Here is a 24,343-nt window from a genome sequence, read left to right as displayed (position 1 = left end):
CTATGGAAGTACCTATAACAGCATAGAACAGTATTGATTAAGATCTAGACAAAAAATAAAAAACCCGGCTATCTAGATAGCCGGGCTTGTAAACTTAACGTTTCACTCTTCAATCGTGCTACGTGTTAGTGTTTCCAATGATAGGTATGGGCCTTTTCTTCCATATACTCAGCCGTTGCTGGGTGCATTTGGGTTTGCGCGCCATTTTCAAAGAAGAAAGGCTGACGTTTATTGTCATAGTTGCCGATTTCATTCATGGTTGCCGCTTCGTAGATACGGCCATTGATAACGGTGTAGGCAACTTTCTCTGAATCACGGATGTTAGACAGCACGTCACCATCAATGATGGCAAGATCGGCTAGTTTTCCTTGTTCGATTGTACCAAGGTCACGGTCCATACCTAAATATCTGGCACCATCGATTGTACCGCTGCGAAGCGCCTGCCAAGGTGTAAAGCCGCCTTGTGCCATTGACCATAATTCCCAATGTGCTGCTAGACCTTCACGTTGACCGTGAGCACCAATGTGTACAGTAACACCCTTATCGCGAAGCTGTTTCGCAGTTTTAGCGACATTGATATGGTTATAGTGACGCTCAGGTGCTTTGCTTGGACGAATTGATCTTGGCTTTACCACATACTCAGGAACGAAGCTCATCAAGCGCTCGTTTTCCCATACATTAGTGTGTTGATACCAGTATTCTTCGCCAGAGATGCCGCCGTAGGCAACAACGAAAGTTGGCGTAAAGCCAACGTTTGTTTGTCCCCACATTTGTTCGATATCAGAGTAAATATTCGGGATCGGTAGGGCATGTTCAACACCGGTGTGACCATCGACTATCATGTTCATGTTGTGTTGGAATTTTGAACCACCTTCAGGCACAACCATGATTTCCATGTTCTTCGCCGCTTCCAATACTTGCTGACGTGTCTCACGGCGAGGGTGGTTGTAACTCTTCACTGAAATAGCACCAGCGTCTTTTAGGCGTTTAACGTGGAACTCTGCGTCTTCAAGGTTACTGATTGGTGTTTTATAACCCGGCGCGTGGCCAGCATATAAAATACGTCCAACAGAATAGGTGCGTGGCGCGACCGTTAAACCCGTTCTTTGTAGTTCTGCCATAGAAAATACCTCGGCAGAGTTATTTGATGGATCATGGATAGTCGTTACACCAAAGCTAAGATTAGAATACTGATTCCAGTTTTGCTGTGGCTGTAGGTTATAACTACCGTAACTGCCATGTGCGTGAGCATCGATAAGGCCTGGGATCACGGTTTTACCGCTAATATCCATTACTTTAGCTGTGCTAGGAACGTCTAGTTCACCTTGCTTACCGACTGCAACGATTCGATTCTCTTTGATTAGGATCACACCATTGTCGATGATTTCTTGTTCGTTCTCAGCGTTACGCATGGTCACTACTTTACCGCCAACTAGCGCAATCATACCTTCAGGCTTATCTGCTTTTTGCTCAAAACTCAAGTCGATGCCTTCAGCGGTTAGCTCGTCGGTGTTGTCAGATGCACCATCGACGAAAGCGAAAGTATCAGTCAGTTTGCGCTGATAAAGTGTGGGACCAAATGCCCAAGTTAGCGCGCTGCTGTCCGCTTTCCAATTTAGGAAGTCACCAGAGTACTTTGACACTTGCTTAACTGGGAAAGCTTTCTCACCCTTGTTAATTGATAGGGTTTTACCTGTACTGGTAAAAGGTGCAACAAACGTATTGAAATGCTCGATAAACGCAACGTATTGACCATTTGGAGAGACTTTAAAGTCAAAGACGTAATCACCTTTGAAGTGGCTACGTTCTTCTTGACCATTGAGGTTAACACTTTTTAGTTCGCGATGTGTTTCATCACTCATGGTTGAGAAGTAAATGCGCTCAGAGTCTGCTCCAAAGTGCGGATTGTCACCGCTTTTAATAATGCGTTTTGCTTCACCGCCGTTAGCATTAACTAGATAAATACCTGGATGCATTGACCAGTCACCGCTTAGCAAGTAGCCACCGGTTACCTTTTTAAATAGCACATTTTTGCCATTTGGTGAAAAGCTAGGTGAGATATAGTGACCGGGTTCTTGGGTGATCACTTTACCTTTACCACCGTTTGCAGATACAACACGTATTGCGCCTAAATCTTTATCACTCCAAGTTGTGTAAACGATAGACTTGCCATCGCGAGAATAGCTTGGGTAGAACTCAAAGTGGTCGGTTTGCTTAGTGAGGCGTTTTACTTTGCCTGACGCAATGTCTTTTACGTAAAGGTAGCCAAGCGCTTGGAATAGTGCAGTTTCACCATCAGGAGAAATTTGAGACCAGCGTGCAAGTTTGACTTTAAAGGTGTCAGGCGCGACATCTACCGCAAAGCGTAGTGCCGGTGTGATTTGTTTTTCAGCGACAACGCGAGTAGGGATGACGTTGACCTCGTGCGATGCAATATTGACGCGGTTGAATACCCCTTTCGCCCAAAAAACGAGAGATTTACCATCCGGCGTGTAAGCAAAAGAAGGCGTGTTACCATGTGCGCCATTGGCTTCTTGTAAATCGCGATCAAGGCCAGCATAAACACGAGTTTCGACGCCAGAGTGTAAATCTTTAATATACAAAGCACCGATCATTTCATTGCCGTTATCTTCGCGTTTAACAAACGCAATAGATTTACCATCAGGACTTACGGTTGGACGAATAGCACCGCCAGCACCACGGATCACGGTCTCTTCTTCACCGGTTGCTAAATCCCAACTACGAATTTCGAAAACAGCGTCGAGCGAGTTTTTGTTATATTCCCAGCGCACGCCAGAGGTAGCATCAACTGAGTAATAGATTTTCTTGCCATCGTGAGAAAAAGCAGGCTCTGCAACGTTCTTTTGCGATTTTGCACCATGTAGACGCTCGCGGACCAACACGCCTTTACCACCGCTGATGTGATACATACGAATAGAGCCACCTGGTATGGTACGCCCCGTTACTTGACCTTGCTTAACTGCAATGTATTGACCATCAGGCGACCATGCAGGGTTGTGAACAATATTATTCACTTCTTTTGACACCTGACGCAGGTTTTGGCCATCCACGTCCATCACCCACAGATTATCGCCACCTGCGCGGTCGGAGATAAATGCGATGTGTTTACCATCAGGCGAAAACTTAGGTTGAATGTTCCAGCCCATGTCGGATGTTAAGGCTGTTGCTTTACCACCGCCAATTGGCATGATGTAAAGGTCGCCAAGCATATCAAAGACGATGCTTTTACCATCAGGGCTAACATCTAAGTTACTCCATGTGGTTTCGTTGGTATCGATGGTGATGGTTTGCTTTTCACCTGGTGGGTTGAGCACATCCCAGCCTTTGGTTGACTTCTCTTCTGTTTGCGTGGCTGTAACGGCATCATCAGCGCTGGCTGGCTGAGTCAAACCAATCACAGCAGCACCAATAGCAATGGCTAATGGTGATTTAAAAAATGACATAGATGTTCCCTTAATTTTATAGTTATTGCCCAAGGCGAGCGGTTTGCCTCGGTTAAATTAGCGTTAATGTAAATGCTTACTAAGCATGAACAAGTTTTATTATGATGTCGAACAACATGCGTTTAATGACGCTTAACCCATAGCCTCTTTGCGGACAAACTGAAGGTAGGCCGCGAGACTGTCTTGCCATAGCGTCATGGCTTCTGTGAGTTCATCATGGCAAGATTTGCCATCCAGTAAGCGGCGTTCTGCTTTTTTCAAATTTGAACCATAGCGATTAAACCCGAGTTGTAAGGCGGTGCTGGCTTGGCGGTGAAGCTGCCTGATACATTGATCTGTGTCCTGTTCCAATAACTGCTGAATATGGATGAGTTTATTGCGGGCTGACAACACAAATTCATTGTAAATCGAAGAGACTTCATCCTCACTAAATCCTGACTTTAGGGCGTTTACAGCCGTTTCATCATATAGGATATCGGGCAATTCCACGCTCACACTGGCCTTTTTCGGAGACTGTGACTCACTAAGCGCTTGGCGTAATTTTTCTTGCTTTATCGGTTTGCCAACAATATCGCGAATACCAAGCGCCAAATATTCTTTAACCTCGTCAGGACTAAGGCTTGCGGTAAAGGCTAGGAAAGGAGTGCGTTTGTTTTTATGCTCACAATTTTGTAGCTGCTTTAATACTTCTTGCCCGGAAAGATCGGGTAAGTTCATGTCTAACAACACCACATCGAAATGATGCTGTATTAGCATCTCGATGGCGCTTTTGCCATTGGTTGCCAATTTAACCTTATGCTCATCTTCTGCCATAAACTCAATAGCGATTTTTTGGTTGAGATCTAGGTCTTCTACCAACAGTACTTTTAAACCGGTGATACAGTTATCGTGCTGCGGACGCTGCTCCACTAAGCTCAGTTCGCCAATGTTTAGCAGTAAATCAAAACTAAATGTACTGCCTTTGTTAAGCTCACTTTGGATATTTAGCTGTGAATTCAGACGGTTGAGTAGGCGACTGGTAATGGCAAGCCCCAAGCCGGTACCACCCTTAACTTTACCTGCACTACTTTGTACGTACGGCTCGGTCAGCTTATTAATATCTTCACTATCAATACCTGGCCCTGAGTCCGTGATACTAAAACGCACTTTATGCTCAATTTGTTGGTCTTTTAAAATCTCAACTTTGAGCTTTACCTCCCCTTTGTCGGTGAACTTAATGGCATTACCAACAAGGTTGATAAGAATTTGTCTCAGCTTTTGTTGGTCAAAGTAATAGCACACCTGATCGGGCAGTTCGTACACCAGTTCAAAGTGCAGCTTCTTTTGCTCGGCAAGCGGGCTTAACAATAAGCAAAGGTTTTGTAGCCAACTTCTAAGCTCAACGTCCTCTTCGTATAAGGCTTCATCACTTTGCTCCAAACTGGCGTAGTCTAGTACTTTATCAATCAGTAAGTTTAACGATTCAGCCGAGTTTACGATGGCCTCACAGTAGGCCTTGTTGCGACTATCTTTGGTGCGTCCCAATACCAGTTGGGCGCTACCCAAGATACCGTTAAGCGGAGTTCGTATCTCATGACTGATCGTTGATAAAAACATGCCGCGTAGCTCAAGGTCTTGTTGTGCCTTTAATGCCAGTTTATTAAGGTTTTGTTCTCTTTGCTCGTTACATAACAGCGCCATGCCCGTGGCATAAAAAATAGGGGCAAGGACGCCATTGAAGAAAATAGTGATGGTAAACCAGTTCTCTTTGAAAAGCGTGAAATGCGTTACTTCTCCCATTAATAGGGTTCTGCCAGTAAAGATCACTAATATAATAAGTAAAATAGTGATATAGACTATGCTGCCGTTAGGGTATTTATTTCGTGCAAAGCGGCTAAAGAAATAGAGCAGGAGTGTCGCTTCAGCTAAGTGTTGTAAGTCCGAGATAAGGATCCTATCTCTCAAATTTGGTGAGAAAATACTGCTGTACATCAACAAAATGAAAAGCCCAGCAGTAACGCCGAGAAACACTTTAAAGGATGGGCCTTTAATCCCTAAAAATTGCCTTATCGCCATGCAGTGGATAATGGAAGCCGCGAACAGCAAGGTATTAGCAATGGGAATAGTTTCCCAGTTGTCAAAATAGCCGTGTAATGCAAAGGAAGAAATCGCACAGAGCAAAACCAAAGGGTAAAAAATATAGAGCAGCGTTCCGGGTGTGCTTTTATTTGCTCGCCACGTTAAAAAGGTAAGGAGCGCCATCATTGCCGTCATGACGAGACTAGTTAGGTAGAGGGTTTTTGGGTCGAGCATGTACCTAAGGCTGCTTTCAGTTGCGAAAAAACTTAGCATAGAGGTATTCGCCAAGGCAGTAAAGCCTGTATGAAGCTGAAGCCTCGATATCGCGATGTCAGCGTTGTCTTTCCCCGCCAACTTACGTCAGCAGGTTAAAGACATATGAAGCTTAGCGGATCTCGTCAGGAATATTCTGCTGAGCCCACGAAAGGAGTTCGATACGGTTACGACATTTGGTTTTACGAAATGCACTGTACAAATGCGTTTTCACCGTATGTGGACTGATATTTAGCTCTTCAGCGATCTCTTTGTTTTTCGCACCTTTACTCATCAGCGCGATAATTGCTTTTTCTCGCTTAGTGAGTTTCACAGGTTCGATATCACCTTCGGTTAGTTTATGTAATGCATCTTTATTAAATTGCAGCATGCGATTTAACACATTACACATCACGTCACGGCGATACCACAGTTGATCTTCAAGCAACAAACGGATCCCTTTCATTAGCACGTCGGCATTATCTGTCGTGTAGAATACACCACGAATCCCGCTTAGCAGCGCACGATTGGCCAGCTCCGGATTTTCATCTAAGTTGAATAGTACGATATCGCATTTAACTTTGAGGTTGACTAGTTGTTCTTTTAATTTACCCCAAGAATCGTTCACTGCGGTTTCGATGAAAAGTAATCGAGTGCCTTCAGGCACATCTGAGATATCAGTTCCAGTCGTAACATCCAACCCCTGAGTTTTTAACAAAGGTTGTAACACATTGATACCAATGGTGTTAACCGGTTCTTTATCTAATAACAAAAAAGCACTACTGCTCATTTTAGGACACACTCTAATTTTTCCGATTTCTCAATGCTAACATGGGATTCAGACCTTTTGTATTAGAATTTTTAGTACAAGATAGAGAAATCCGCTATATAACAAAGTGAAATAATAAATCGAAATTATGTACAGAATATGTATTTAAATGTAATTTGTTGAAATAAGTAAGCTTTTAACGATTTTCGTTAATAACTTACTCATTTACATTGCTTAACAGAGAATAATCTAAATTGGTACTTTTTTCGTATTTTGATAAGGCGGCCAGCCCATTTCTTTTCCAGCTAATACATGTAGATGAAGGTGATATACGGTTTGACCACCGTGATCATTACAGTTCATCACTACACGATAACCATCTTCTGCAAAGCCGTGCTCTTTCGCTAATTTGGCGGCAACAACATACAAATGACCAACAAGATGAGCATTTTCTTCAGTCACGTCGTTGATGGTCGCAATTGCTGTTTTAGGAATAACCAAGACGTGAAATGGTGCTTGTGGATTAATGTCTCTAAACGCGAGTGCTTGTTCATCTTCGTAAACGATGTCTGCTGGGATCTCTCGATTAATAATTTTGGTAAAAATAGTTTCTGAACTCATGGTCCTTCCTTATCTGCATATTGAATTGCTCTAGCATAGCTAACTCTCAAGGAGACTCAATAGATTTGATGCCTTATTCTAAAGCGCATCAATTAAAAGGGTAGAGATATAAGCAGGTATGCAGTAATCTCATCAAGGTATAATGATTTGGTACTCACGAAGGAGTGAATAGATGCGCTTAAAATATACGCTTGCGACCGCTGTTTTACTGTTGTCACCGCTTTCACAGGCTGCGTTGCTAAGTTTTCCTGAAGAAATTATTCCCTTGCAAGTTGATGATAAAACCATTGAACACTCATTCTTCTCCAAAGTGCGAGAGTTGGACTTAGCAAAAGGGGAGTATGCGGTCAAAATGCGTTACACCGACTTGTATGAAGTGGGCTATGACGACCACGAAACCATAGAGTCGAAGCCATTCTGGGCGAAAGTAAGTATCGATCAAGACGGCGAGTATCAGGTTGAATTTAACCGACCTGACAATGTGGTTGCGGCAAAGGCATTTGCAGATCAGCCGTTGATTATGTTGCAAGCACCCAACGAATCGTTAGCGACAACATTGGTGGTGACACAAGAAAGACCTAAATTAACGGCGATGATAGCAAGTGAGCCTTCAACACCCACTGCTCCTCGTTATTCAACGCCAAGCACTGCCACACGAGCAATTACGCCAGCGGCGCCTAAATCAGCACATCCAGATGTGGTTGGCATGTTGGACTATTGGTGGCAACAGGCAACCCCAGAACAAAAGCGGTTGTTTTTGGAAAAAATAAAGGGCAATTAAGCCCTTTATCTGAATAAGTCTTAATGTGATCTATTAGTCTTTATTAACGAGATTCAATCAAATAGGACCGTTGTGTATGAGTCAGAAACGAACCCGCAGGCGTAACTCGTTTTTGCCCCAAAACAAGCTAGAAAATTTTGCTCAAAGGGCTAACAACACCGTTTGCGCCTTGCTGTAAAACATGAGTATATATTTGCGTTGTCTTCACATCGGAATGACCAAGTTGAGTTTGCACAGTTCTAATATCTGCACCACTTTGTAGTAAATGAGTAGCTAATGCATGTCGCAAGCGAAAGTTAGCATTAATAAAGTCACAAGAATCACACACAGGTGAAGTTGAGAAGGCAAAGACAGAAAACGTGACGCTGATACAGCATTGGCCTTGCAGCATTGTCGAGCAGGTATCTTGCGGCTAATTGGCGTATTCAAGTTAGATGCAACAACGACCAAAGTAGACCGAACGAGTTAGCAGCTCGATAGCTGCTCAAAATCAATTAGTTAACCTGCTTAATTGCTCAGGCTAGCTGCCTCTGTACGAGTAAAAAATATAATTGCTTATTAAGGCAAATTTAGGTGTAATGAATACATAATAAGCGCTGAGCAATGCAGGGAAAGCTTACATAACACTAGCTAGGAAAGTGAGAGCCTCCAAAAAGCCTATTTTTTCTAAGTAAGCTATAGCATAAACAACACCAACTCTGTCACACCGAGCAGGTAGCGGCTCAGTCCAACAAGTGATTATGCAACACAAACTGCGTGTCGCATAAATACTAAAATGTTATGGCTAAGTAACTTCGCGTGCGGTTGTTTTAAGGAAGATTTATGATTAATGAAATTAAAAATTGGTGGAGCTCAGTACCAAAAGCCCAGAAAACTGGCCTGATTGTGTTAGCGGCATTTGTTGCGGCAGCTCTTATCATGAGTTTTGGAGTAATTATTGGCTCATCTCTGGGCAAGGCGCTCTAAAGTTGTTGCCTTTGCAAAAAGATATATTTGAGCAGTTATGGCAAAACGAGCTACCAATGTCGTTGTTAGGTCTGGAACATGTGTCATCAAGCGAGCGAAGTAGTCATAACAAGGTCAGGCACAGCGACGGCTTTTCTGTTGCGGCTTCACCTTCACTACAAAGCCGCGCGTGCTGGCGGCGCTAACCCATAGAAATTTCTATGCGAAATTCGCCTAATACAGCCGACGACCTAAAACGTTTTTGTCTAAAAACGAGCTAGAGCGAACGTCTGCTGTTCGCTCATAACTTCAAGGTAGGTGAAATATTAACCTAATCATCAAGGCTGCAGAGTCAGGTATGAGCTACTACACTTTAACAATTAAGTTTATGTTTTGATTCGGTCTACTTTTCGAAAGCACGCTTCATAAAGTTAGGTGTTGCTAATGCACCCTTATGAATACCTGTGTTGTAGTACTCAGTATCAAATGTTGCGTTATCAACGTCTTGTTCGCGGAATCCGGCAAACTTTTCATCTTTACGTGCCATCGTCGCTGACCATAGGCCGCTTGGGTAGATTGGCTGTGGGAAAGGCAGGGTTTGCAGATCAACAAAGCCTACTTCCAACATTGCATCGCGCATTTCTAGTAGCAACGGCATGTGCATCAGTGGTGATTCACTCTGCTGGATCATGATACCGCCAGTGCGAAGCGCTGCTAAACAGCTCTTGTAGAATGCGTGGTTGAATAAACCTTCACCAGGGCCAACAGGATCGGTGCCATCAACGATGATAACGTCGATAGACTCTGCTTCGGCTTCACGCATATATTTGATGCCATCATCAAACATCACAGTTGCACGAGGATCGTCATTAGACTCACAAAGCTCAGGGAAGTATTTCAAAGACATTTGCGTTACAACTTCGTCGATATCAATCTGCGTTACTTTTTCAACGCCAGGGTGCTTTAATACTTCACGCAATGTGCCACAGTCGCCGCCGCCAATGATCACAACATTTTTAGGTGCAGGGTGTGAGAATAGCGCCGGGTGACTCATCATTTCGTGATAGAAAAAGTTTTCACGCGTGCTCACCATAGTGCAACCGTCAATGATCATCAGGTTACCAAAATCCGTCGTTTCAAACATTTCTACTTTTTGAAATGGTGATTGGATTTCGTCTAATTTTTTGTTGACTCTAAGTGAAAAAGCGCTGCCATCGCGGTCGCTAATTTCTGTAAACCAACGGTTTGCTTCTAAGTTTGCCATGATTGTGTTCACACTTGATAAAAATTAAGGCAATTTTGCCAGTGCTTGCGCCTTTGCTCAATCAATTTTAGTCAACATTTTGTACTTTGCCTCATATTAGCCCTAATCAAGCATGGGCTATTTATCAGGTTTGTAAGCTAATGAAAACGCAACTTTAGGTCGCATTGACTTGCCTCGCGTATTAGAATGAAGCTTTATAAAGAATTAATTGAGAGCAGCAATGACTTGGGGTCTGCAAACAGCACGTTCTATCTATAACGTTACCCACTGGAGTGACGGCTATTTTGATATCAATGAACAGGGCCAGTTAGTGGCGTTTCCTGATGGTGATCGCACTAAGCCACCAATTCTTCTTCCAGAGTTAACTGAGCAATTTAAAGCGCAGGGGCTAACTTTGCCGGTTTTGGTGCGTTTTACCGACATTTTAAAACATCGTGTCGATACCTTGACTCAAGCATTTACTGCCGCACGAACTCAACGTGATTACCAAGGTCAGTACACCTGCGTTTACCCAATAAAAGTGAATCAGCAGCGCTCGGTTGTCAGTAAGTTATTGGCTCACCCAAGCGGTCTTGTTGGTCTTGAAGCCGGTTCTAAGCCTGAGCTGATGGCAATTTTGGGTGTGGCACATCAACCTATTACCATTGTCTGTAACGGCTACAAAGACAGTGAGTTCTTGCGCTTAGCTTGTATTGGTCAAGCGATGGGCCATCAGGTAAACATAGTCGTTGAAAAGCTCTCTGAACTGGATACCTTATTACAGGAAATCGACGATTTAGGCATTGAACCGTCGATTGGTATTCGTATTCGTCTTAATTCAGTTGGTAAAGGCAAGTGGCAAAATACCGGTGGTGAAAAAGGCAAGTTTGGTCTTACTGCTAGCCAAGTACTGCAAGCGGTTGAGCTACTTAAGTCGCATAATCGTTTGCACCTAATGCAGTTAGTACACTTCCATATCGGCTCGCAAGTTGCCAATATTCGCGATATTCAACGTGCGCTTAAAGAGTGTGCGCGTCACTATGCTGAACTATACCAACTAGGTGTTCCGCTGCGTATCGTTGATGTTGGCGGTGGCCTCGGAGTGGACTACGAAGGCTCAGGTTCTCGTAGTTCATGCTCAATGAATTATACGGTGGCGGAATACGCGAAAAATGTGGTGCATGCTTTTCATGATATTGCGGAGCTCAATAACATTCCGCATCCGGATATTATTACTGAATCTGGCCGAGCATTAACTGCCCATCACGCGATGCTTATCACGGATGTGATCGACGTAGAAAAAGCGCCAAATCAAGTCGAACCGGTGCAACCACAAGATACCAGCCCATTGGTATTACAAGAGTTATGGCATTCACTGTCACAACTGACTCCTCGCATGGCCTTAGAAACTTATCATGACGCTATGCACTTGTTCAGCGATGCACACGACCAATACGTACATGGTTTGATCAGCATGCAAGAGTGGGCGCAGCTTGAACAGCTTTACTTCACGACACTTCATAAAGTGCGTGAATGCTTAAATGAGAATGCGAGAGCACACCGAGAAGTACTAGACGACCTCAATGAAAAGCTGGCTGATAAACTGTTTGTGAACTTCTCCTTGTTCCAATCACTGCCGGATGTTTGGGGTATTGACCAGCTATTTCCGGTGATGCCTATCGACAAGCTCAATCAGCCGTTGACACAAAGGGCGATTATTCAGGATATTACCTGTGATTCAGACGGTCAAATCAACAGTTATGTTGAGGGCGCAGGTATCGAGTCAAGTTTACCCATTCCTGAGTATGTGCCGGGAGAGCAATATCACGTTGCGATGTTCTTGGTGGGGGCCTATCAAGAAATATTGGGTGATTTACATAACTTATTTGGTGACACAGACTCAGTACACGTTGAGCTTTGTGATGAGGGCTATAAACTCACTAATGCAATCAAGGGCGACAGTGTTGAAGATGTACTGCGCTTTGTTCATTATGACAAAGCAGTGCTATCTGAGAACTATGCACAGCAGGTCGCGGCCTTGTCGTTGCCAGAGTCAATCAAAGCTCAGTATCTACAAGAGTTAAACGCTGGACTTGAAGGTTATACTTACTTCGAAGATTGATTTTCAAATAGTGAAATGGAATAAATTATAGCCGACCAACTGGTCGGCTTAATTGTGTGTGATTTTCAAGGTATGATACAGCTCTGCCGTAAAACACGATGAGGGAATGAATGTCGTTTATTCGTAAAGTGATCAGCATCTTGCTGTATGCCGTTAACACTATATTTTGGTTTATACCGATCTTTATTTGTGGCTTGATTAAGCTACTGCCCATCCCACCATTGCAAAAAGCCATGAGCTACATCGCTAAAGCGTGCGCAAACAACTGGGTCGCGTGTAATTCAGTGAGCCAAAACCTCATTGCGCCGTATACGCTCAATGTTAGCGGATTGGATGAGCTAAAACGCAAAGACTGGTACTTGGTTATCGCCAATCACCAAAGTTGGGTGGATATCTTAGTGTTGCAGCGAGTGCTTCATGGCAAAATCCCGTTTTTGAATTTCTTTTTGAAAAAAGAGCTGCTTTACGTACCTGTTCTAGGTCTTGCTTGGTGGGCGCTCGATTTTCCTTTTATGACGCGAACCAGCAAGTCGCAATTAAAGAAAAACCCTAAATTGCGTGGTAAAGACATAGAAACGACGCGAAAAGCATGCGAAAAGTTTAAAACAATGCCTGTGAGTATTGTAAACTTCGTTGAGGGTACGCGTTACACCGAGTCCAAGCATAGTAAGCAAAAAAGCCCATTTACGCATCTGCTTAAACCAAAAGCAGGGGGCATCGCATTTGTGATGCAAGCCATGGGTGAGCAAATCAGCAAAGTAGTGAACGTTACCATTTACTACCCCGGTGGTGTACCAACTTTTGCAGACTTTATCGCCGGTAAAGTGAAGTCAGTAGATGTTCAGGTGGAAGTAATGCCGGTCAGTGCAAACTTGGTTGGCGACTACACGAATGATCCCGAATTTAGAGTGCGTTTCCAATCCGAATTAAACGCCTTGTGGCAAGCCAAAGACGCACAACTTGTGGAGCTTGCCAATAAAAAGTAGTAGAAGGATGTTGTGATGTTAAAACAAATACTACCTAAGTGGTTTCTCGGGCTATCGGCCAGTGTGTGGCTGCTGGTGAATACCTTTGTGTGTGGTTTATTGGTGCTATTGTTTGGCATCATAAAATTGCTTGTGCCAGTTAAGTTTATCTCTACAGCACTGCACTTTTTTTACGGTATGTGGTGTAAAGGCAATTACCTTGGTTTGCGCATCGCGTGCGACAAAATACAAGTGAGCTTGCCAAAAGAATTACACGCTCAAGGGTGGTTTTTGTTAATTTCCAATCATCTTAGCTGGCTTGATATCGTTGTGCTGAGTGCCATGGAGGTACTACCTGCACCTAAATTTTTCCTAAAAGATGAATTAAAATACGTGCCTTTTATTGGTACTGGTGCATGGGCGATGGGTATGCCATTTATGAAACGTGCGAGTAAAGCGCAGATCGCCAAAAACCCTAAGCTTAAAGGGATGGATGTAGAGCGTACCAAAGCCAGTTGTCGCAATTTTCGTGATCATCCCACAACGGTAATTAATTTTGTGGAAGGTACTCGTCATACTAAAGCCAAACATACGCATCAAAATAGTCCGTTCAAGCATCTGCTCAAACCAAAGGCGGGTGGTGTAGCGTTTGCCCTAGAAGTGTTATCTGAGCAATTTGACGGCATGCTCAACGCGACTTTGGCTTATAAGTTAGAGGGTGAGCATATTTGCCGTGCATTTACGCTTGGACGCTTGGATGCAATTGATGTAAAAATAGACTACATCGCGATGGAGAAAGTGCCACTTGGTAACTATCAAGCCGATAAAGCTTATCGTGTACAGTTTCAATCTTTTATGAATGAAGTTTGGCAACGCAAAGATTGCCAACTCGAAGCGCATTGGCTGCATTCGACTGAGCCAAATGACACGCTCAATGAGGAGCTAAAACAGCTATGAAGTTTGATCACCTTCATGATGTCGTTCAACCGTGGTTAAAAGAGTTACCGCAAGGCACTGTGATCAGTGCTTTATTCACCAATGGTGTCGCGGTTGTTGGGTTATTGTTTTTATATTGGGTGATCCGCCGTTTAGTGCTACCCAATGTAGAGAACCTCGCGCGCCATATTTCACCGCGTAAAATTGGTCACCTTGCCCCTCAGTTAAGTAAATTTAGCGGCCGCTTTGCCTTTGTATTGTGTTTACTGGTTTTTTCCGCCTACCACGAGCGTCTATTTGTCGCGCCAGCTTGGGTATTTGTAGTCATGGAAACACTAGTGTATGTCATATTGGTGGTGGCATCAGGGTTTTTATTTAGCAGTTTAGTCAACTTAGGTAATGGCGTTTATAACCTCTTTCCATTCGCCAAAGAGGTGCCGATCCAAGGGATTATTCAAGTAATTAAGCTACTGATATTTATAGTTTGTTCTATATTGGTGGTGAGTATCTTGGTGGATAAATCACCGACTTATATTCTTTCCGGTTTTGGTGCTATCGCGGCAGTCATTATTTTGGTATTTAAAGATACGATTTTGGGATTGGTTGCGAGTATTCAAATAGCAGCCAACCGACTGGTAACCACTGGTGACTGGATCCAAGTTGACGCATTTGGTGCAGACGGCGAGGTGATTGATCTTGGTTTAAATACCGTTAGGGTACGTAACTGGGATAACACCGTCACCACCATACCAACCTATATGTTGATCTCTGATTCATTTAAAAACTGGCGTGCAATGCAAGAGTCAGCAGGACGCCGCATCAAACGCGCCATTCATATTGATTTTACTAGCATTGAGCCGTTGGCTGAGCAAAAGCGAACATCGCTAACCGAGCAATATCCACTACTGGAAAAGCTTGAAGAGGTACCAAGCGATATCACCAATTTAGGTTTATTTAGACGCTATGCAGAGGCCTACTTGAAGCAGCATGATGCCATCAATCAAGATTGTTTATGTATGGTCAGGGAGCTTGCCCCCACGCAACATGGCTTGCCTCTGGAGTTTTACTGTTTTAGTCGCGATAAACGTTGGGTGTTTTATGAGCACCTACAAGCCGATATTTTGGACTACATGTTAAGCGTAATGCCAGCATTTGGGTTACGTCCATATCAAAGCGTGAGTGATTACTTTGGCGCACACCGCGTGAAAGTACGCGCCGGTAGCAAACCTGACGCAACTTCAGAATAATCAGCTAGGTCACCCAAGCGTGACCTACATACTTCCAGCGATAACCCCAAACACCATAAAGGCGATAAGCAACTGCCATATAGCGGGCTTTAGCCATTTGAGTGCTACAAACCCTAATACCACCGCGATGATATCGAGCAGACTATGCACCGCAGAAAGCCAAATCGGTTGATAAAATGCGGCGGCTAAAATTCCCACAACACCGGCATTTAAGGCCGCGCTAATGCTCGCAAACCGTGGTAATGCAATAAGCGATTGCCACTGTTGGTTAAAAGCCCACATTAACAGTAGGCCCGGCAAGAAAATAGCGAGCGTTGCAATCGCTGCGCCCAAAATGGGATGGGTATTGTCGACAACGGCGCCTAAAAAGCTTGCGATGGTAAACATAGGTCCTGGAATGGCCTGCGCGGCAGCATAAGCCGTTAAGAAGGTTTCTTGCGCGACTCCCTCAACACTGGTTTGTAGTAGCGGCAGCACGACGTGACCACCGCCAAAAACCAAAGCACCTGCTTGATAAAACTCGGCAAATAGTTGATTTGGTAGCGCGGCAAAGGTTAACGTGAATAGGCCAATAAATAGCGCAAATACAGACCAATTGATTTGGCTTTTTGATTGACTCGGTTTACTTGGCGCATTGCTGAATGAGTAAAAGTAACCCGCGACGACAAGCACCATAAGCACACCCAATTGCGCGCTTAAGTTCGGCAGCATCAACAGTGTGAGTGTGGCGAAAAATGCGACGAATTTGAGTGCTGTGGTTTTACAAAAGCTTTTCGCCATACTCAGTACTGCATCGGCAACGATAACAACAGCAAACAATTTCAACCCATCAATGACATTCAACGCAGTGCCAGAAAGCTGCTCAGCGGTTAATGCCAGCATGATCATGAGCAAAAAAGACGGTAGCGTAAACCCTAAGAAGGCGGCGATCCCTCCTAGTATTCCAGCTTTTTCTAAACCAATCGCGAATCCGACTTGGCTAGAACCTGGTCCTGGCAGTATTTGTGACAAACTGATCATACTGGCATAGCGCTCGTTACTCAGCCATTTTAAGTTATCGACAAAGTGTTTTTTAAAGAACCCAAGGTGGGCTGCAGGTCCTCCAAAGCTCGTACATCCTAATAACAAAAACTGGTAAAATATTTTCAGAAACATAGTGTACCTTGTGATATTGTTAACCTTATATCTTCACACTTTTATATGACATATTTATGACTTTTGGTGCTGGGGCGCCTCAGTTGGATAAGTATTATGCGAATGACTTTTTTATCGCCGTGTTTACTTTTTTTGTTGGCGAACTTCTCTTGTTTTGCTCAGCAAATTAATGTCGCTGTTGATCACGCACCACCGTATAGCATTATTGAAGACAATGGTGAAGTGCAAGGTTTAATCTTAGATATATTAGCAACGGTGCAGGCTCAGGCTGGTGTTGATTATCAAATAAATGCCGTTCCCTGTCCTTTCTCACGCTGTATGCGGATGATAGCGCAAGGTGAGGTAGACGTCATGGGTGGCTTGATCCGTACGCCTCAACGAGAAAAGTTAATCGACTTTGTCGAACCCGCCTACATGGCGCTGACATCTTCGTTTGTGTTCTATGCTAAGCAAGACAGCGATATTCGGGTGGAACAATATACGGATCTTTATACCAAGCGGATTGCGGTGATGCGTGGCGGCGTTTTTTACCCTCGCTTTGATGAAGACCGTCAGCTCAATAAAGTCCCTGTGTTTAGTGAGCAAGTCGCGTTTGATTTATTGCTTAAAGGACGTGTTGACCTTGTGATCGCAGTTGAAGACACCGCTGAGGTGGCGATGGAAGTGCTTGGTCAGCCCATTGAAAAGTTGAAAAAAGTCTCCTATCACCACGCTCAGCCGATTTATGGACATATGGCGATGAGCAAACGCTTCAGTGGCACCGAGCTTGCACAAACCATTCGTTTAACGATGAAGCAATTGGCTGAGAGAAAGCAGCTTGATGCTGTGGTTGCAAAATATAAACTGCCACCAGTTTCTGAGCATATAAGCGACTTAGTCCCTGCTCATCCTTAAAAAAACCAACAAGGCTTCAGCCAGAGTTAATTGTTTATTGCAACAATATAGACAATCAAGTTGAAACGAACTCAGGTGGGAAGATGATTGCTAGAAATATGTTAATTGGTGCAGCCGTTGTGGTTGCTTTGTCTGGATGTGAAATGAATAACACAGGTAAAGGTGCGGCGATTGGTGCTGCAACCGGTGCGGTGTTAGGTAAAGCTACTGGTAACCACAAAGATAAGCGTCTTGCCATTGGTGCTGCGGTTGGGGCAATTGCAGGTGCCGCGATTGGGAACTATATGGACAAGCAGGAAGCCGCTTTTAATCAAGAGCTTGCTGGCACGGGTGTTGAGGTGGTTCGTGAGGGTGACCAAATGCGCTTAGTGTTGCCATCAAACATAACCTTTGCGACAGGTAAGTCAGCTATCAGCCCTGGTTTTTACAATACACTTCAAGGCATTGCACGCGTGATGCAGCAGTACGATAAGACATTCTTAACGATTGTCGGGCATACAGACTCTACTGGTTCAGCGAGCTTCAATCAGACTTTGTCTGAACAGCGCGCGAATAGCGTAAAGCAGTATTTATTATCACAGCAAGTACTACCTGCGCGATTATACGCAGAGGGCATGGGTGAGTCTCAGCCAATCGCGAGCAATAGCACCGAGCAAGGTAAGGCACAAAACCGCCGAGTAGAAATAAAAATTATTCCAAACCGCGCATAAGAAAAGTGCAAGGAGTGCTGCACAGCACTCCTTTTTTATAAAGTGTCACACACCACTTCAGCTTTGCAGGTAATTACGCTGACATTGGTGTAACCGATACGAGTTAGTTGCTCTGCGGCAAAAATAGCACGGCCACCAGCGGCACAGTGTAAATAAATTGGCCTGTCTGCGTCTTTTTCCAGCTCTGGAAGCTTAAACTCTAGCAATCCTCTTGGGATATTTACTGCGCCGTTGGCTGCCTTTTGGCTATGTTCAGCTGGCTCTCTCACGTCGATAACCAGACCATTGTTTTGTGCAATCTCTGATTTTGCTTGTACCGCGTCAATGCAGCGTTGATTAGGCTTTACTGTCTTTAGTACATCTTGGGCAGATATCAGCATATGTAGCTCCTTATTGGGTTATCGGTTTCATTATGACTCACCTTTCCTGAATGCCAAGTTTCTTCAATATAACGATCATAGGGCACCAGTTAGTAAAAGCAGACTGCACTAAATTGACACAAATAAACACACTAAACCAAACCCAATGTGGGCTGACAAAATGTGTGAGCAGCAAAGAAATGGCAAACATAACACCAGCGATTAATCTAAGTAGCGGATGTAAGGTCATAATGAGTGTTACCTTTAATATTAGATATTTCTAATATTAGACATTGCTAATGTTTGTGTCTATACTTTAAGCGCATTATTTTTTTGGGAGTCAACATGGAACTGCAGCAAATGGCGCAAAATGCCGAACAGGCAGAAGCCTTGTTAAAGCTTATGGCGAATAAAAATCGCTTGATGATTTTGTGTGCATTGCAAAAGCAAGAGCTCAGTGTTAGCCAGCTTAATGAAATGGTGCCGTTAGCGCAGTCTGCCTTATCACAGCATTTAGCAAGCATGAGAAAGGCACAAATCGTGGCGACTAGGCGTGAGGGAGCGACGATTTATTATCATGTTAAAGATAGCCGAGTCGCTGTACTACTTGAGAGTTTATATCAGCTGTTCTGCGCCTCAAGTGCAGAGTAACAGGAACGACTAAGATGCAAAAGTTAGATAGTGTTATTCGGTATGCTCTACAAGGCAGCTTGCCAACGATTATCTTCTTGTGCGCTGTGGTACTTGGATTATTTGCATTGCAAATGACACCACGAGAGGAAGAACCACAAATAGTGGTGCCTATGCTGGATATTCATGTGTCGGTACCAAATACTGCCTCACCAGAAGTGGCACGATTGGTCACCACTCCACTTGAAAAGTTACTGCTGCAAATTCCAGGCGTTGAACACGTCTATTCTACGACCCAAACCGGCGGTACGGTTGTTACTTTAAGATTTCATGTGGGTGAAGACAGAGAAAAAGCCATCCTCAACACCTACACTAAGCTGTATGCCAACCAGCATACTATGCCCGGAATTGTCACTCAGTGGCAGATCCGTCCGATAGAAGTCGATGACGTTCCGATTCTTATGCTGGGACTGACAAGTTCAAAGCCACAACTATATGATGACTACGCGCTAACGCGCTTTGCACAAGAGCTATCTATCCAATTACAGAGCATTGCAGATACCAGCGAGGTTACGGTTATTACCGGGCGCACGAGAGCACTTAGGGTTGAGTTGAACTTAGCTGCGCTTGCCGCACATCAAACAACACCAATGGATGTTTTAGGTGCTATCCAAAGTAGTAATCTAGTGACACGAGTCGGGCAAGTAACGGCAGGTAGTAACACAATTGCCTTTGAATCAGGTGATGTCCTTCGTAATAAGTCGGCACTTGAAGGTCTCACGGTGAATGTAATTAATGGTCGTGCCATTGTTTTAAAAGAAGTTGCTCGGGTTATTGATGGTCCTAGTGAGCCCGATAGCTATCAGTGGTTAACAAGCAGCGACAGCCAGGCTGATGTACCATTAGTGACGATTGGCGTGGCGAAGCAAAAGGGAAGTAATGCGGTAACGGTTGCAGAGCAAAGTTTAGCGCTTGTAACCCAGCTACAACAGGAGCTCCTTCCGGCTGAGGTATCGGTAAAAGTACTAAGAAACTATGGCGAGACGGCCAATGACAAAGTCAATAATCTTACCTCTAGCTTGGCCTTTGCGGTATTTACCGTTGTGGTATTTGTCGGTGTATTTTTAGGTTGGCGGCCTGCCATCGTTGTTGGTCTTGCAGTGCCAATTTGCTATGGCATTACACTTGGGTTGGACTTTGCGTTTGGTTACACCATTAATCGGGTCACCTTGTTTGCGCTTATTTTGTCGCTGGGATTGTTAGTCGATGACCCAATCACTGGGATTGATAATATTAGCCGCTTTATTCATCGCGGCGCGGCGGCTGATACAGATCATAATATTGTTGCTGCTATGGTCGAGATCAAATCTGCGCTTTTGATGTCAACGTTAACTATCATCATGGCGTTTATTCCATTGGCGTTTATTACTGGCATGATGGGCCCATATATGGCACCCATGGCATTTAACGTCCCCATTAGTGTCATTGCCTCGACGTTAGTGGCTTTTTTAGTGACGCCTTGGCTGTCTAAAAAGTTACTCAAAGCGGATTCAAAAACAAGTGAAGTCGCGCCTCAAGACTCGTACTACAGCAAAATCATGCTGCCAATTTTACAAAACCCACGCAAAGCCAAGTGGTTTTTATGGGGCGTGTTAGGGTTATTTGTTGCGAGTGTGAGCCTTCCTATTTTTAGGGCCGTACCACTGAAATTGCTGCCGTTTGACAATAAAAGTGAAATCCAAGTACTGATAGATATGCCAGAGGGAACCAGCCTTGAGCAAACGGCCGCAATGGCGAGGCAAGTACAGCAAATCGTTTGGTCAGAAGCTGAAGTGACCGACATCGCCGCTTTTGTCGGCAAGCCTTCCAGTATGGATTTTAATGGTATGGTGCGAGGCTATTATCGTCGTAGTGGTACGCATCTTGCCGAACTTAGGGTGTTACTGGTGGATAAGCGTGAACGCGAACATCAATCTCACGCCATCGTCATGCGACTGCGTGAAAAGCTTCAGCCTTTTAACCAAACTTTGACGCAAGTAAAAGTGGTGGAAGTGCCGCCGGGACCTCCGGTATTAAGTACACTCGTTGCTGAGGTTTATGCAGATCCGTTTGTTGCTCGTGAAACGCAAGAGCAAGCAGCCCAGAGGTTAGCACATCGTTTAAGGCAGGAGCCACATGTGGTTGAGGTTGACACCTCAATGGCTTCGCCAACATGGCTAAAGCGGTTTGTGGTTGATAAACAAAAGGCTGCGTTATCAGGTGTGGCCACAGAGGATATTAATCAATCGTTAGTGGTTGCAAGCAGCGGCATGTCAGCAGGCTTTTTATATACTCAAGGTGAGGTCGCAACGGTGCCCATCGAGTTAGGTGTGAGTTACGCGCAGCGTAATCAATGGCAAAACGTATTGGCGATGCAAGTTCGTGGTCGTCAGGAGTTGGCTAAAACCACTCAAGAATACGGCTTAGAGCAGGCTGCGAGACCCCTTGTGGCGATTGGTGAACTGGGCGAATTAACATCTATTCCTACGGCTCCCGTGATCCTTCGAAAAGACCTACAAGAGGTGATTTATGTGTTTGCGGAGCTAAATGGCCGCACGCCAGCTGAGGTGATTGCCGATGTGGTTGCGGATGAAAACCAACAGATAACACCGAGCAATTGGGCATCTCGCACCTTTTTACACAGTGGCGGAGGAGTCACTTGGTCAATGTTTGAGGGAACCCATTATACCTTTAAAGGCGAAGGTGAATGGCGCATTACCATAGATGTGTTTAGAGATATGGGGATCGCATTTGCATTTGCACTGGTGGCGATATTTATCATCCTGCGGGTACAAACGGCATCTAGTAGCTTATCACTTATCATTATGTCGGCTATTCCCCTCACTATGATAGGGATTATGCCGGGTTTTTGGTTACTCAACCAGTTTGGTGAGCGTGTGGTTTCAGGTGCGCCAGAGCCCGTGTTATTTACAGCGACCGCGATGATAGGGATGATAGCGCTGGCCGGAATAGTGGTGAGAAATTCCCTGATTTTGGTGGAGTTTATTAATCAGTCTCGAGCGGCTGGTATGGCACTTATCGATGCATTGATTGCGGCGGGAAGTGTAAGAATGCGACCGGTATTACTTACAGCAGGTACGACGTTATTAGGCAATTTAGTGATTATCTTAGATCCCGTTTTTAGTGGCCTCGCCCTTGCTATTATCTTCGGGATCATTGCTTCAACGTTATTTTCACTGTTGGTCGTGCCTATCGTTTACTATTTAGTATTCAAATCATCATCGACACCTAATCAACCCCTTAATACCTCATCAGTTCAGGAGTCTTCTCATGTCTCGTAATAAAATCTTTATTCCTGTTCTTGCTATTTTTTGCCTATTATTGATGGTCGTATGGCTTGCTGGTGGATTCCAAAATAAGCTAGCTCCGGGCAATAAGTCCGAACTTCCAGCTTATCAAGGAGCACGTTATACCGTGCAAAAGTCGCTGATTGCGATGATTGAACAAGTACCTGCGAGCGTAGTCGCAAAAGAAAATACGTTAGTGTCCAGTCGGTTATTGGCGGAGCTTAAAACGCTTAACGTCAGAGCCGGTGATAAAGTCACTGCGGGACAGCTGATAGCAACACTCGATGATGCAGAGCTTAAAGCAGAGCTGCAAAGAGTGGCAGCGCAGCAAGCGGCAAATTCAGCCAAGCTAGAGCAAGCAACTAAGCAGTTAGTACGCAATAAATCTCTTAATGAAAAAGGGCTTATCGCGATTAACCAAGTGGATGAGTGGCAAGCCACAGTGAACGAGTTACAAGCGCAAGATAAGGCATTGCAAGAAGCGTATCGTAGCGCTGAAGTCGCGCTGGGTTACACGCAAATCACAGCCCCTATTTCGGGTAAAATGGTGGCGCGCTTACAAGAGCCGGGCAGCATGGTCAGTCCCGGTGGCGCCATTATATCGCTATTCAATCCATTACAATTACAGATTGAAGCGCCAATTCGCGAGAGCCAAGTTAAGCATATTCAGTTAGGAAGCGAGATTAAGGTACGCATACCTGCGCTAGACATAAGCCAAACCGCGCGTGTGTCGGAAATGGTGCCGATTGCCGACAGTCAAGCGCGCAGCTTTATTATTAAATTGGATATGCCTTTGCTGAAAAATGTGGTGCCTGGCATGTACGCGCTGGTTGAACTTGTGCTTGGCGAGCAGGCGGTTATCCAAATTCCAACTAATATGATCAGCAAGTATGGTCAATTGGCGATGGTTGAGGTAATAGAAAGTGGCCAGCTTCACAAACGCTACCTCAGGTTGGGCGAAGAGACTGGTAATAAAACGATTGTTATCAGTGGCCTAAACGAAGGCGATCAGCTAGCTGTACAGCGATAGTTAGCTGATCCAAACTTTTAAATAAACGAAGCGATTTCGGCGAGTGATTTTTTCACTGTTGCGTGCTCTGGAATAGTTGCATCATCACTTGGATAACCCGCAATCAATAACATATAAGGACGTTCGTTATCTTTATCTCTACCGCACAACTCGCTTAAAAAGCTCATAGGTTTAGGTGTATGGGTCAGTGTGGCAAGTCCTGCATTATGCAGAGCTTGGATAAGAAACCCAGTAGCTATCCCAACCGATTCATGGACATAGTAGTTGGTATTTTTGTCTTCCGCGTGGATCCCACCTTTTTTCTGACTAAAAATAGCGATAAGCCAAGGTGCATGTTCTAAGTAGGGTTTTTGTGCATCTGTGCCCAAAGGCTTTAGCGCGTCCAGCCACTCATCTCCCGCACGGCCTTGGTAAAACGAACGCTCGAGGTCTTCGGCTGCAGCTCGGATCTGTTTTTTCTTTTCTGCGCTGCCAATCGCCACGAAATGCCATGGCTGGTGATTTGCACCACTAGGGGCAGTGCCCGCTGCTTTGATGCAAGTTTCGATGATTTCTTGCGGTACTGGGCGGTCGCTAAAAGCACGGATACTATGACGTCTCTTACTGTTCTCCAAGAATGCTTCCGCACGACTTAGCATTTCCTCGTGAGGGTATTCAATAAAATCCGTCAATGGGTGGTTGGCGTGATCTTGCATATTAGTTTTCCTTGGGTGTTGTAAACTAAGAATGCTTCTTAGTGTTTCAGTGTTTACTTTTATTTGCAATTGATATGTTTATGTTAATTGTCACTAACCTAGGGAAATGTTATAAAAAGG

Annotated in this window: 20 protein-coding genes and 2 pseudogenes; 12 read left to right on the top strand and 10 right to left on the bottom strand. The window is 44.5% G+C overall.

The window, feature by feature from the left end; all coding sequences use genetic code 11:
• Positions 1-125 precede the first annotated feature (125 nt).
• From JJQ94_RS23175 to JJQ94_RS23160, 4 genes are all read right to left on the bottom strand, one after another.
• Positions 126-3,464: an amidohydrolase family protein gene (locus JJQ94_RS23175; protein WP_099030940.1), complete on the bottom strand. Its 3,339-nt coding sequence runs from the start codon at positions 3,462-3,464 to the stop codon at positions 126-128.
• 132 nt (positions 3,465-3,596) lie between these two features.
• Positions 3,597-5,756: an ATP-binding protein gene (locus tag JJQ94_RS23170; RefSeq protein WP_099030941.1), complete on the bottom strand. Its 2,160-nt coding sequence runs from the start codon at positions 5,754-5,756 to the stop codon at positions 3,597-3,599.
• 151 nt (positions 5,757-5,907) lie between these two features.
• Positions 5,908-6,564 (bottom strand): helix-turn-helix transcriptional regulator, encoded by a 657-nt coding sequence (locus JJQ94_RS23165; protein ID WP_010376437.1) that lies wholly within the window; start codon positions 6,562-6,564, stop codon positions 5,908-5,910.
• Between the two features lie 228 nt (positions 6,565-6,792).
• Positions 6,793-7,164 (bottom strand): histidine triad nucleotide-binding protein, encoded by a 372-nt coding sequence (locus tag JJQ94_RS23160; RefSeq protein WP_099030942.1) that lies wholly within the window; start codon positions 7,162-7,164, stop codon positions 6,793-6,795.
• Positions 7,165-7,336: 172 nt separating this feature from the next.
• Here JJQ94_RS23160 and JJQ94_RS23155 point away from each other — a divergent pair, with 172 nt between their 5' ends.
• Entirely contained in the window at positions 7,337-7,945 is a 609-nt protein-coding gene (locus tag JJQ94_RS23155) for a DUF2057 domain-containing protein (protein ID WP_099030943.1), read from the top strand.
• A 127-nt stretch (positions 7,946-8,072) separates the two neighbouring features.
• Here JJQ94_RS23155 and JJQ94_RS23150 read toward each other — a convergent pair.
• Positions 8,073-8,234: pseudogene (locus tag JJQ94_RS23150) on the bottom strand (tyrosine-type recombinase/integrase); the annotation flags it as partial.
• Between JJQ94_RS23150 and JJQ94_RS24465 the strand changes: the two are divergent.
• Positions 8,215-8,414: pseudogene (locus tag JJQ94_RS24465) on the top strand (IS91 family transposase); the annotation flags it as partial. The pseudogenes JJQ94_RS23150 and JJQ94_RS24465 overlap by 20 nt on opposite strands.
• A 353-nt stretch (positions 8,415-8,767) precedes the next feature.
• Complete coding sequence (locus tag JJQ94_RS23145; RefSeq protein ID WP_158299133.1) at positions 8,768-8,911, top strand: hypothetical protein; 144 nt, start codon at positions 8,768-8,770, stop codon at positions 8,909-8,911.
• Positions 8,912-9,293: 382 nt separating this feature from the next.
• On the opposite strand, the gene speE is transcribed toward JJQ94_RS23145, so the two are convergent.
• A complete protein-coding gene (gene speE / locus JJQ94_RS23140) occupies positions 9,294-10,154 on the bottom strand; it encodes a polyamine aminopropyltransferase (RefSeq protein ID WP_099030945.1) in 861 nt (286 codons plus the stop codon).
• Positions 10,155-10,374: 220 nt separating this feature from the next.
• Between speE and speA the strand changes: the two genes are divergently transcribed.
• The 4 genes from speA to JJQ94_RS23120 all read left to right on the top strand — a co-directional run bounded on the left by speA (position 10,375) and on the right by JJQ94_RS23120 (position 15,403).
• Entirely contained in the window at positions 10,375-12,255 is a 1,881-nt protein-coding gene (gene speA, locus JJQ94_RS23135; protein WP_010606837.1) for a biosynthetic arginine decarboxylase, read from the top strand.
• A 110-nt stretch (positions 12,256-12,365) separates the two neighbouring features.
• Complete coding sequence (locus JJQ94_RS23130; RefSeq protein WP_099030946.1) at positions 12,366-13,241, top strand: acyltransferase; 876 nt, start codon at positions 12,366-12,368, stop codon at positions 13,239-13,241.
• A gap of 15 nt (positions 13,242-13,256) precedes the next feature.
• Entirely contained in the window at positions 13,257-14,177 is a 921-nt protein-coding gene (locus JJQ94_RS23125; RefSeq protein ID WP_099030947.1) for an acetyltransferase, read from the top strand.
• Positions 14,174-15,403 (top strand): mechanosensitive ion channel family protein, encoded by a 1,230-nt coding sequence (locus JJQ94_RS23120; protein ID WP_099030948.1) that lies wholly within the window; start codon positions 14,174-14,176, stop codon positions 15,401-15,403. The genes JJQ94_RS23125 and JJQ94_RS23120 overlap by 4 nt, the downstream gene beginning before the upstream one ends.
• A gap of 24 nt (positions 15,404-15,427) precedes the next feature.
• Here JJQ94_RS23120 and chrA read toward each other — a convergent pair whose 3' ends face one another.
• On the bottom strand, positions 15,428-16,558 hold the full coding sequence (gene chrA, locus JJQ94_RS23115; RefSeq protein ID WP_099030949.1) for a chromate efflux transporter: 1,131 nt from the start codon (positions 16,556-16,558) through the stop codon (positions 15,428-15,430).
• A gap of 96 nt (positions 16,559-16,654) precedes the next feature.
• On the opposite strand from chrA, the gene JJQ94_RS23110 reads away from it, so the two are divergent.
• Together JJQ94_RS23110 and JJQ94_RS23105 are read left to right on the top strand one after the other, a co-directional pair.
• On the top strand, positions 16,655-17,452 hold the full coding sequence (locus JJQ94_RS23110; protein WP_099030950.1) for a substrate-binding periplasmic protein: 798 nt from the start codon (positions 16,655-16,657) through the stop codon (positions 17,450-17,452).
• Positions 17,453-17,535: 83 nt separating this feature from the next.
• Positions 17,536-18,162 carry an OmpA family protein gene (locus tag JJQ94_RS23105; protein ID WP_010378204.1) on the top strand — a complete coding sequence of 209 codons (627 nt, stop codon included), beginning with the start codon at positions 17,536-17,538 and terminating at the stop codon, positions 18,160-18,162.
• Between the two features lie 35 nt (positions 18,163-18,197).
• On the opposite strand, the gene JJQ94_RS23100 is transcribed toward JJQ94_RS23105, so the two are convergent.
• Both JJQ94_RS23100 and JJQ94_RS23095 read right to left on the bottom strand, forming a co-directional pair.
• Positions 18,198-18,542 carry a rhodanese-like domain-containing protein gene (locus tag JJQ94_RS23100; protein WP_010378206.1) on the bottom strand — a complete coding sequence of 115 codons (345 nt, stop codon included), beginning with the start codon at positions 18,540-18,542 and terminating at the stop codon, positions 18,198-18,200.
• A gap of 37 nt (positions 18,543-18,579) precedes the next feature.
• The gene (locus JJQ94_RS23095) at positions 18,580-18,732 is read right to left on the bottom strand and encodes a YgaP family membrane protein (RefSeq protein ID WP_010378208.1); all 153 of its coding nucleotides are present in this window, start codon (positions 18,730-18,732) and stop codon (positions 18,580-18,582) included.
• A 134-nt stretch (positions 18,733-18,866) separates the two neighbouring features.
• On the opposite strand from JJQ94_RS23095, the gene JJQ94_RS23090 reads away from it, so the two are divergent.
• The 3 genes from JJQ94_RS23090 to JJQ94_RS23080 are packed head-to-tail and all read left to right on the top strand — an operon-like array spanning position 18,867 to position 23,528.
• Positions 18,867-19,172 carry an ArsR/SmtB family transcription factor gene (locus JJQ94_RS23090; protein WP_039493463.1) on the top strand — a complete coding sequence of 102 codons (306 nt, stop codon included), beginning with the start codon at positions 18,867-18,869 and terminating at the stop codon, positions 19,170-19,172.
• 14 nt (positions 19,173-19,186) lie between these two features.
• Entirely contained in the window at positions 19,187-22,492 is a 3,306-nt protein-coding gene (locus JJQ94_RS23085) for an efflux RND transporter permease subunit (RefSeq protein ID WP_099030951.1), read from the top strand.
• On the top strand, positions 22,482-23,528 hold the full coding sequence (locus tag JJQ94_RS23080) for an efflux RND transporter periplasmic adaptor subunit (protein WP_099030952.1): 1,047 nt from the start codon (positions 22,482-22,484) through the stop codon (positions 23,526-23,528). The genes JJQ94_RS23085 and JJQ94_RS23080 overlap by 11 nt, the downstream gene beginning before the upstream one ends.
• A gap of 17 nt (positions 23,529-23,545) precedes the next feature.
• Here the strand turns inward: JJQ94_RS23080 and JJQ94_RS23075 are convergent, their stop codons facing one another.
• Positions 23,546-24,223 (bottom strand): nitroreductase family protein, encoded by a 678-nt coding sequence (locus JJQ94_RS23075; protein WP_010606824.1) that lies wholly within the window; start codon positions 24,221-24,223, stop codon positions 23,546-23,548.
• Positions 24,224-24,343: the final 120 nt, after the last annotated feature.

The sequence above is a fragment of the Pseudoalteromonas sp. GCY genome, assembly GCF_016695175.1.
Taxonomy (GTDB): Bacteria; Pseudomonadota; Gammaproteobacteria; order Enterobacterales; family Alteromonadaceae; genus Pseudoalteromonas.
Note: the sequence above shows the minus strand (reverse complement) of the source record. Positions and strands in the feature narration are given on the sequence as shown.

What these genes read in the sequence shown, in the direction of transcription:
- JJQ94_RS23175 (WP_099030940.1), bottom strand. Translation starts at nt 3,464, where the DNA reads ATGTCATTTTTTAAATCACCATTAGCCATTGCTATTGGTGCTGCTGTG.
- JJQ94_RS23170 (WP_099030941.1), bottom strand. Translation starts at nt 5,756, where the DNA reads ATGCTCGACCCAAAAACCCTCTACCTAACTAGTCTCGTCATGACGGCA.
- JJQ94_RS23165 (WP_010376437.1), bottom strand. Translation starts at nt 6,564, where the DNA reads ATGAGCAGTAGTGCTTTTTTGTTATTAGATAAAGAACCGGTTAACACC.
- JJQ94_RS23160 (WP_099030942.1), bottom strand. Translation starts at nt 7,164, where the DNA reads ATGAGTTCAGAAACTATTTTTACCAAAATTATTAATCGAGAGATCCCA.
- JJQ94_RS23155 (WP_099030943.1), top strand. Translation starts at nt 7,337, where the DNA reads ATGCGCTTAAAATATACGCTTGCGACCGCTGTTTTACTGTTGTCACCG.
- JJQ94_RS23145 (WP_158299133.1), top strand. Translation starts at nt 8,768, where the DNA reads ATGATTAATGAAATTAAAAATTGGTGGAGCTCAGTACCAAAAGCCCAG.
- speE (WP_099030945.1), bottom strand. Translation starts at nt 10,154, where the DNA reads ATGGCAAACTTAGAAGCAAACCGTTGGTTTACAGAAATTAGCGACCGC.
- speA (WP_010606837.1), top strand. Translation starts at nt 10,375, where the DNA reads ATGACTTGGGGTCTGCAAACAGCACGTTCTATCTATAACGTTACCCAC.
- JJQ94_RS23130 (WP_099030946.1), top strand. Translation starts at nt 12,366, where the DNA reads ATGTCGTTTATTCGTAAAGTGATCAGCATCTTGCTGTATGCCGTTAAC.
- JJQ94_RS23125 (WP_099030947.1), top strand. Translation starts at nt 13,257, where the DNA reads ATGTTAAAACAAATACTACCTAAGTGGTTTCTCGGGCTATCGGCCAGT.
- JJQ94_RS23120 (WP_099030948.1), top strand. Translation starts at nt 14,174, where the DNA reads ATGAAGTTTGATCACCTTCATGATGTCGTTCAACCGTGGTTAAAAGAG.
- chrA (WP_099030949.1), bottom strand. Translation starts at nt 16,558, where the DNA reads ATGTTTCTGAAAATATTTTACCAGTTTTTGTTATTAGGATGTACGAGC.
- JJQ94_RS23110 (WP_099030950.1), top strand. Translation starts at nt 16,655, where the DNA reads ATGCGAATGACTTTTTTATCGCCGTGTTTACTTTTTTTGTTGGCGAAC.
- JJQ94_RS23105 (WP_010378204.1), top strand. Translation starts at nt 17,536, where the DNA reads ATGATTGCTAGAAATATGTTAATTGGTGCAGCCGTTGTGGTTGCTTTG.
- JJQ94_RS23100 (WP_010378206.1), bottom strand. Translation starts at nt 18,542, where the DNA reads ATGCTGATATCTGCCCAAGATGTACTAAAGACAGTAAAGCCTAATCAA.
- JJQ94_RS23095 (WP_010378208.1), bottom strand. Translation starts at nt 18,732, where the DNA reads ATGTTTGCCATTTCTTTGCTGCTCACACATTTTGTCAGCCCACATTGG.
- JJQ94_RS23090 (WP_039493463.1), top strand. Translation starts at nt 18,867, where the DNA reads ATGGAACTGCAGCAAATGGCGCAAAATGCCGAACAGGCAGAAGCCTTG.
- JJQ94_RS23085 (WP_099030951.1), top strand. Translation starts at nt 19,187, where the DNA reads ATGCAAAAGTTAGATAGTGTTATTCGGTATGCTCTACAAGGCAGCTTG.
- JJQ94_RS23080 (WP_099030952.1), top strand. Translation starts at nt 22,482, where the DNA reads ATGTCTCGTAATAAAATCTTTATTCCTGTTCTTGCTATTTTTTGCCTA.
- JJQ94_RS23075 (WP_010606824.1), bottom strand. Translation starts at nt 24,223, where the DNA reads ATGCAAGATCACGCCAACCACCCATTGACGGATTTTATTGAATACCCT.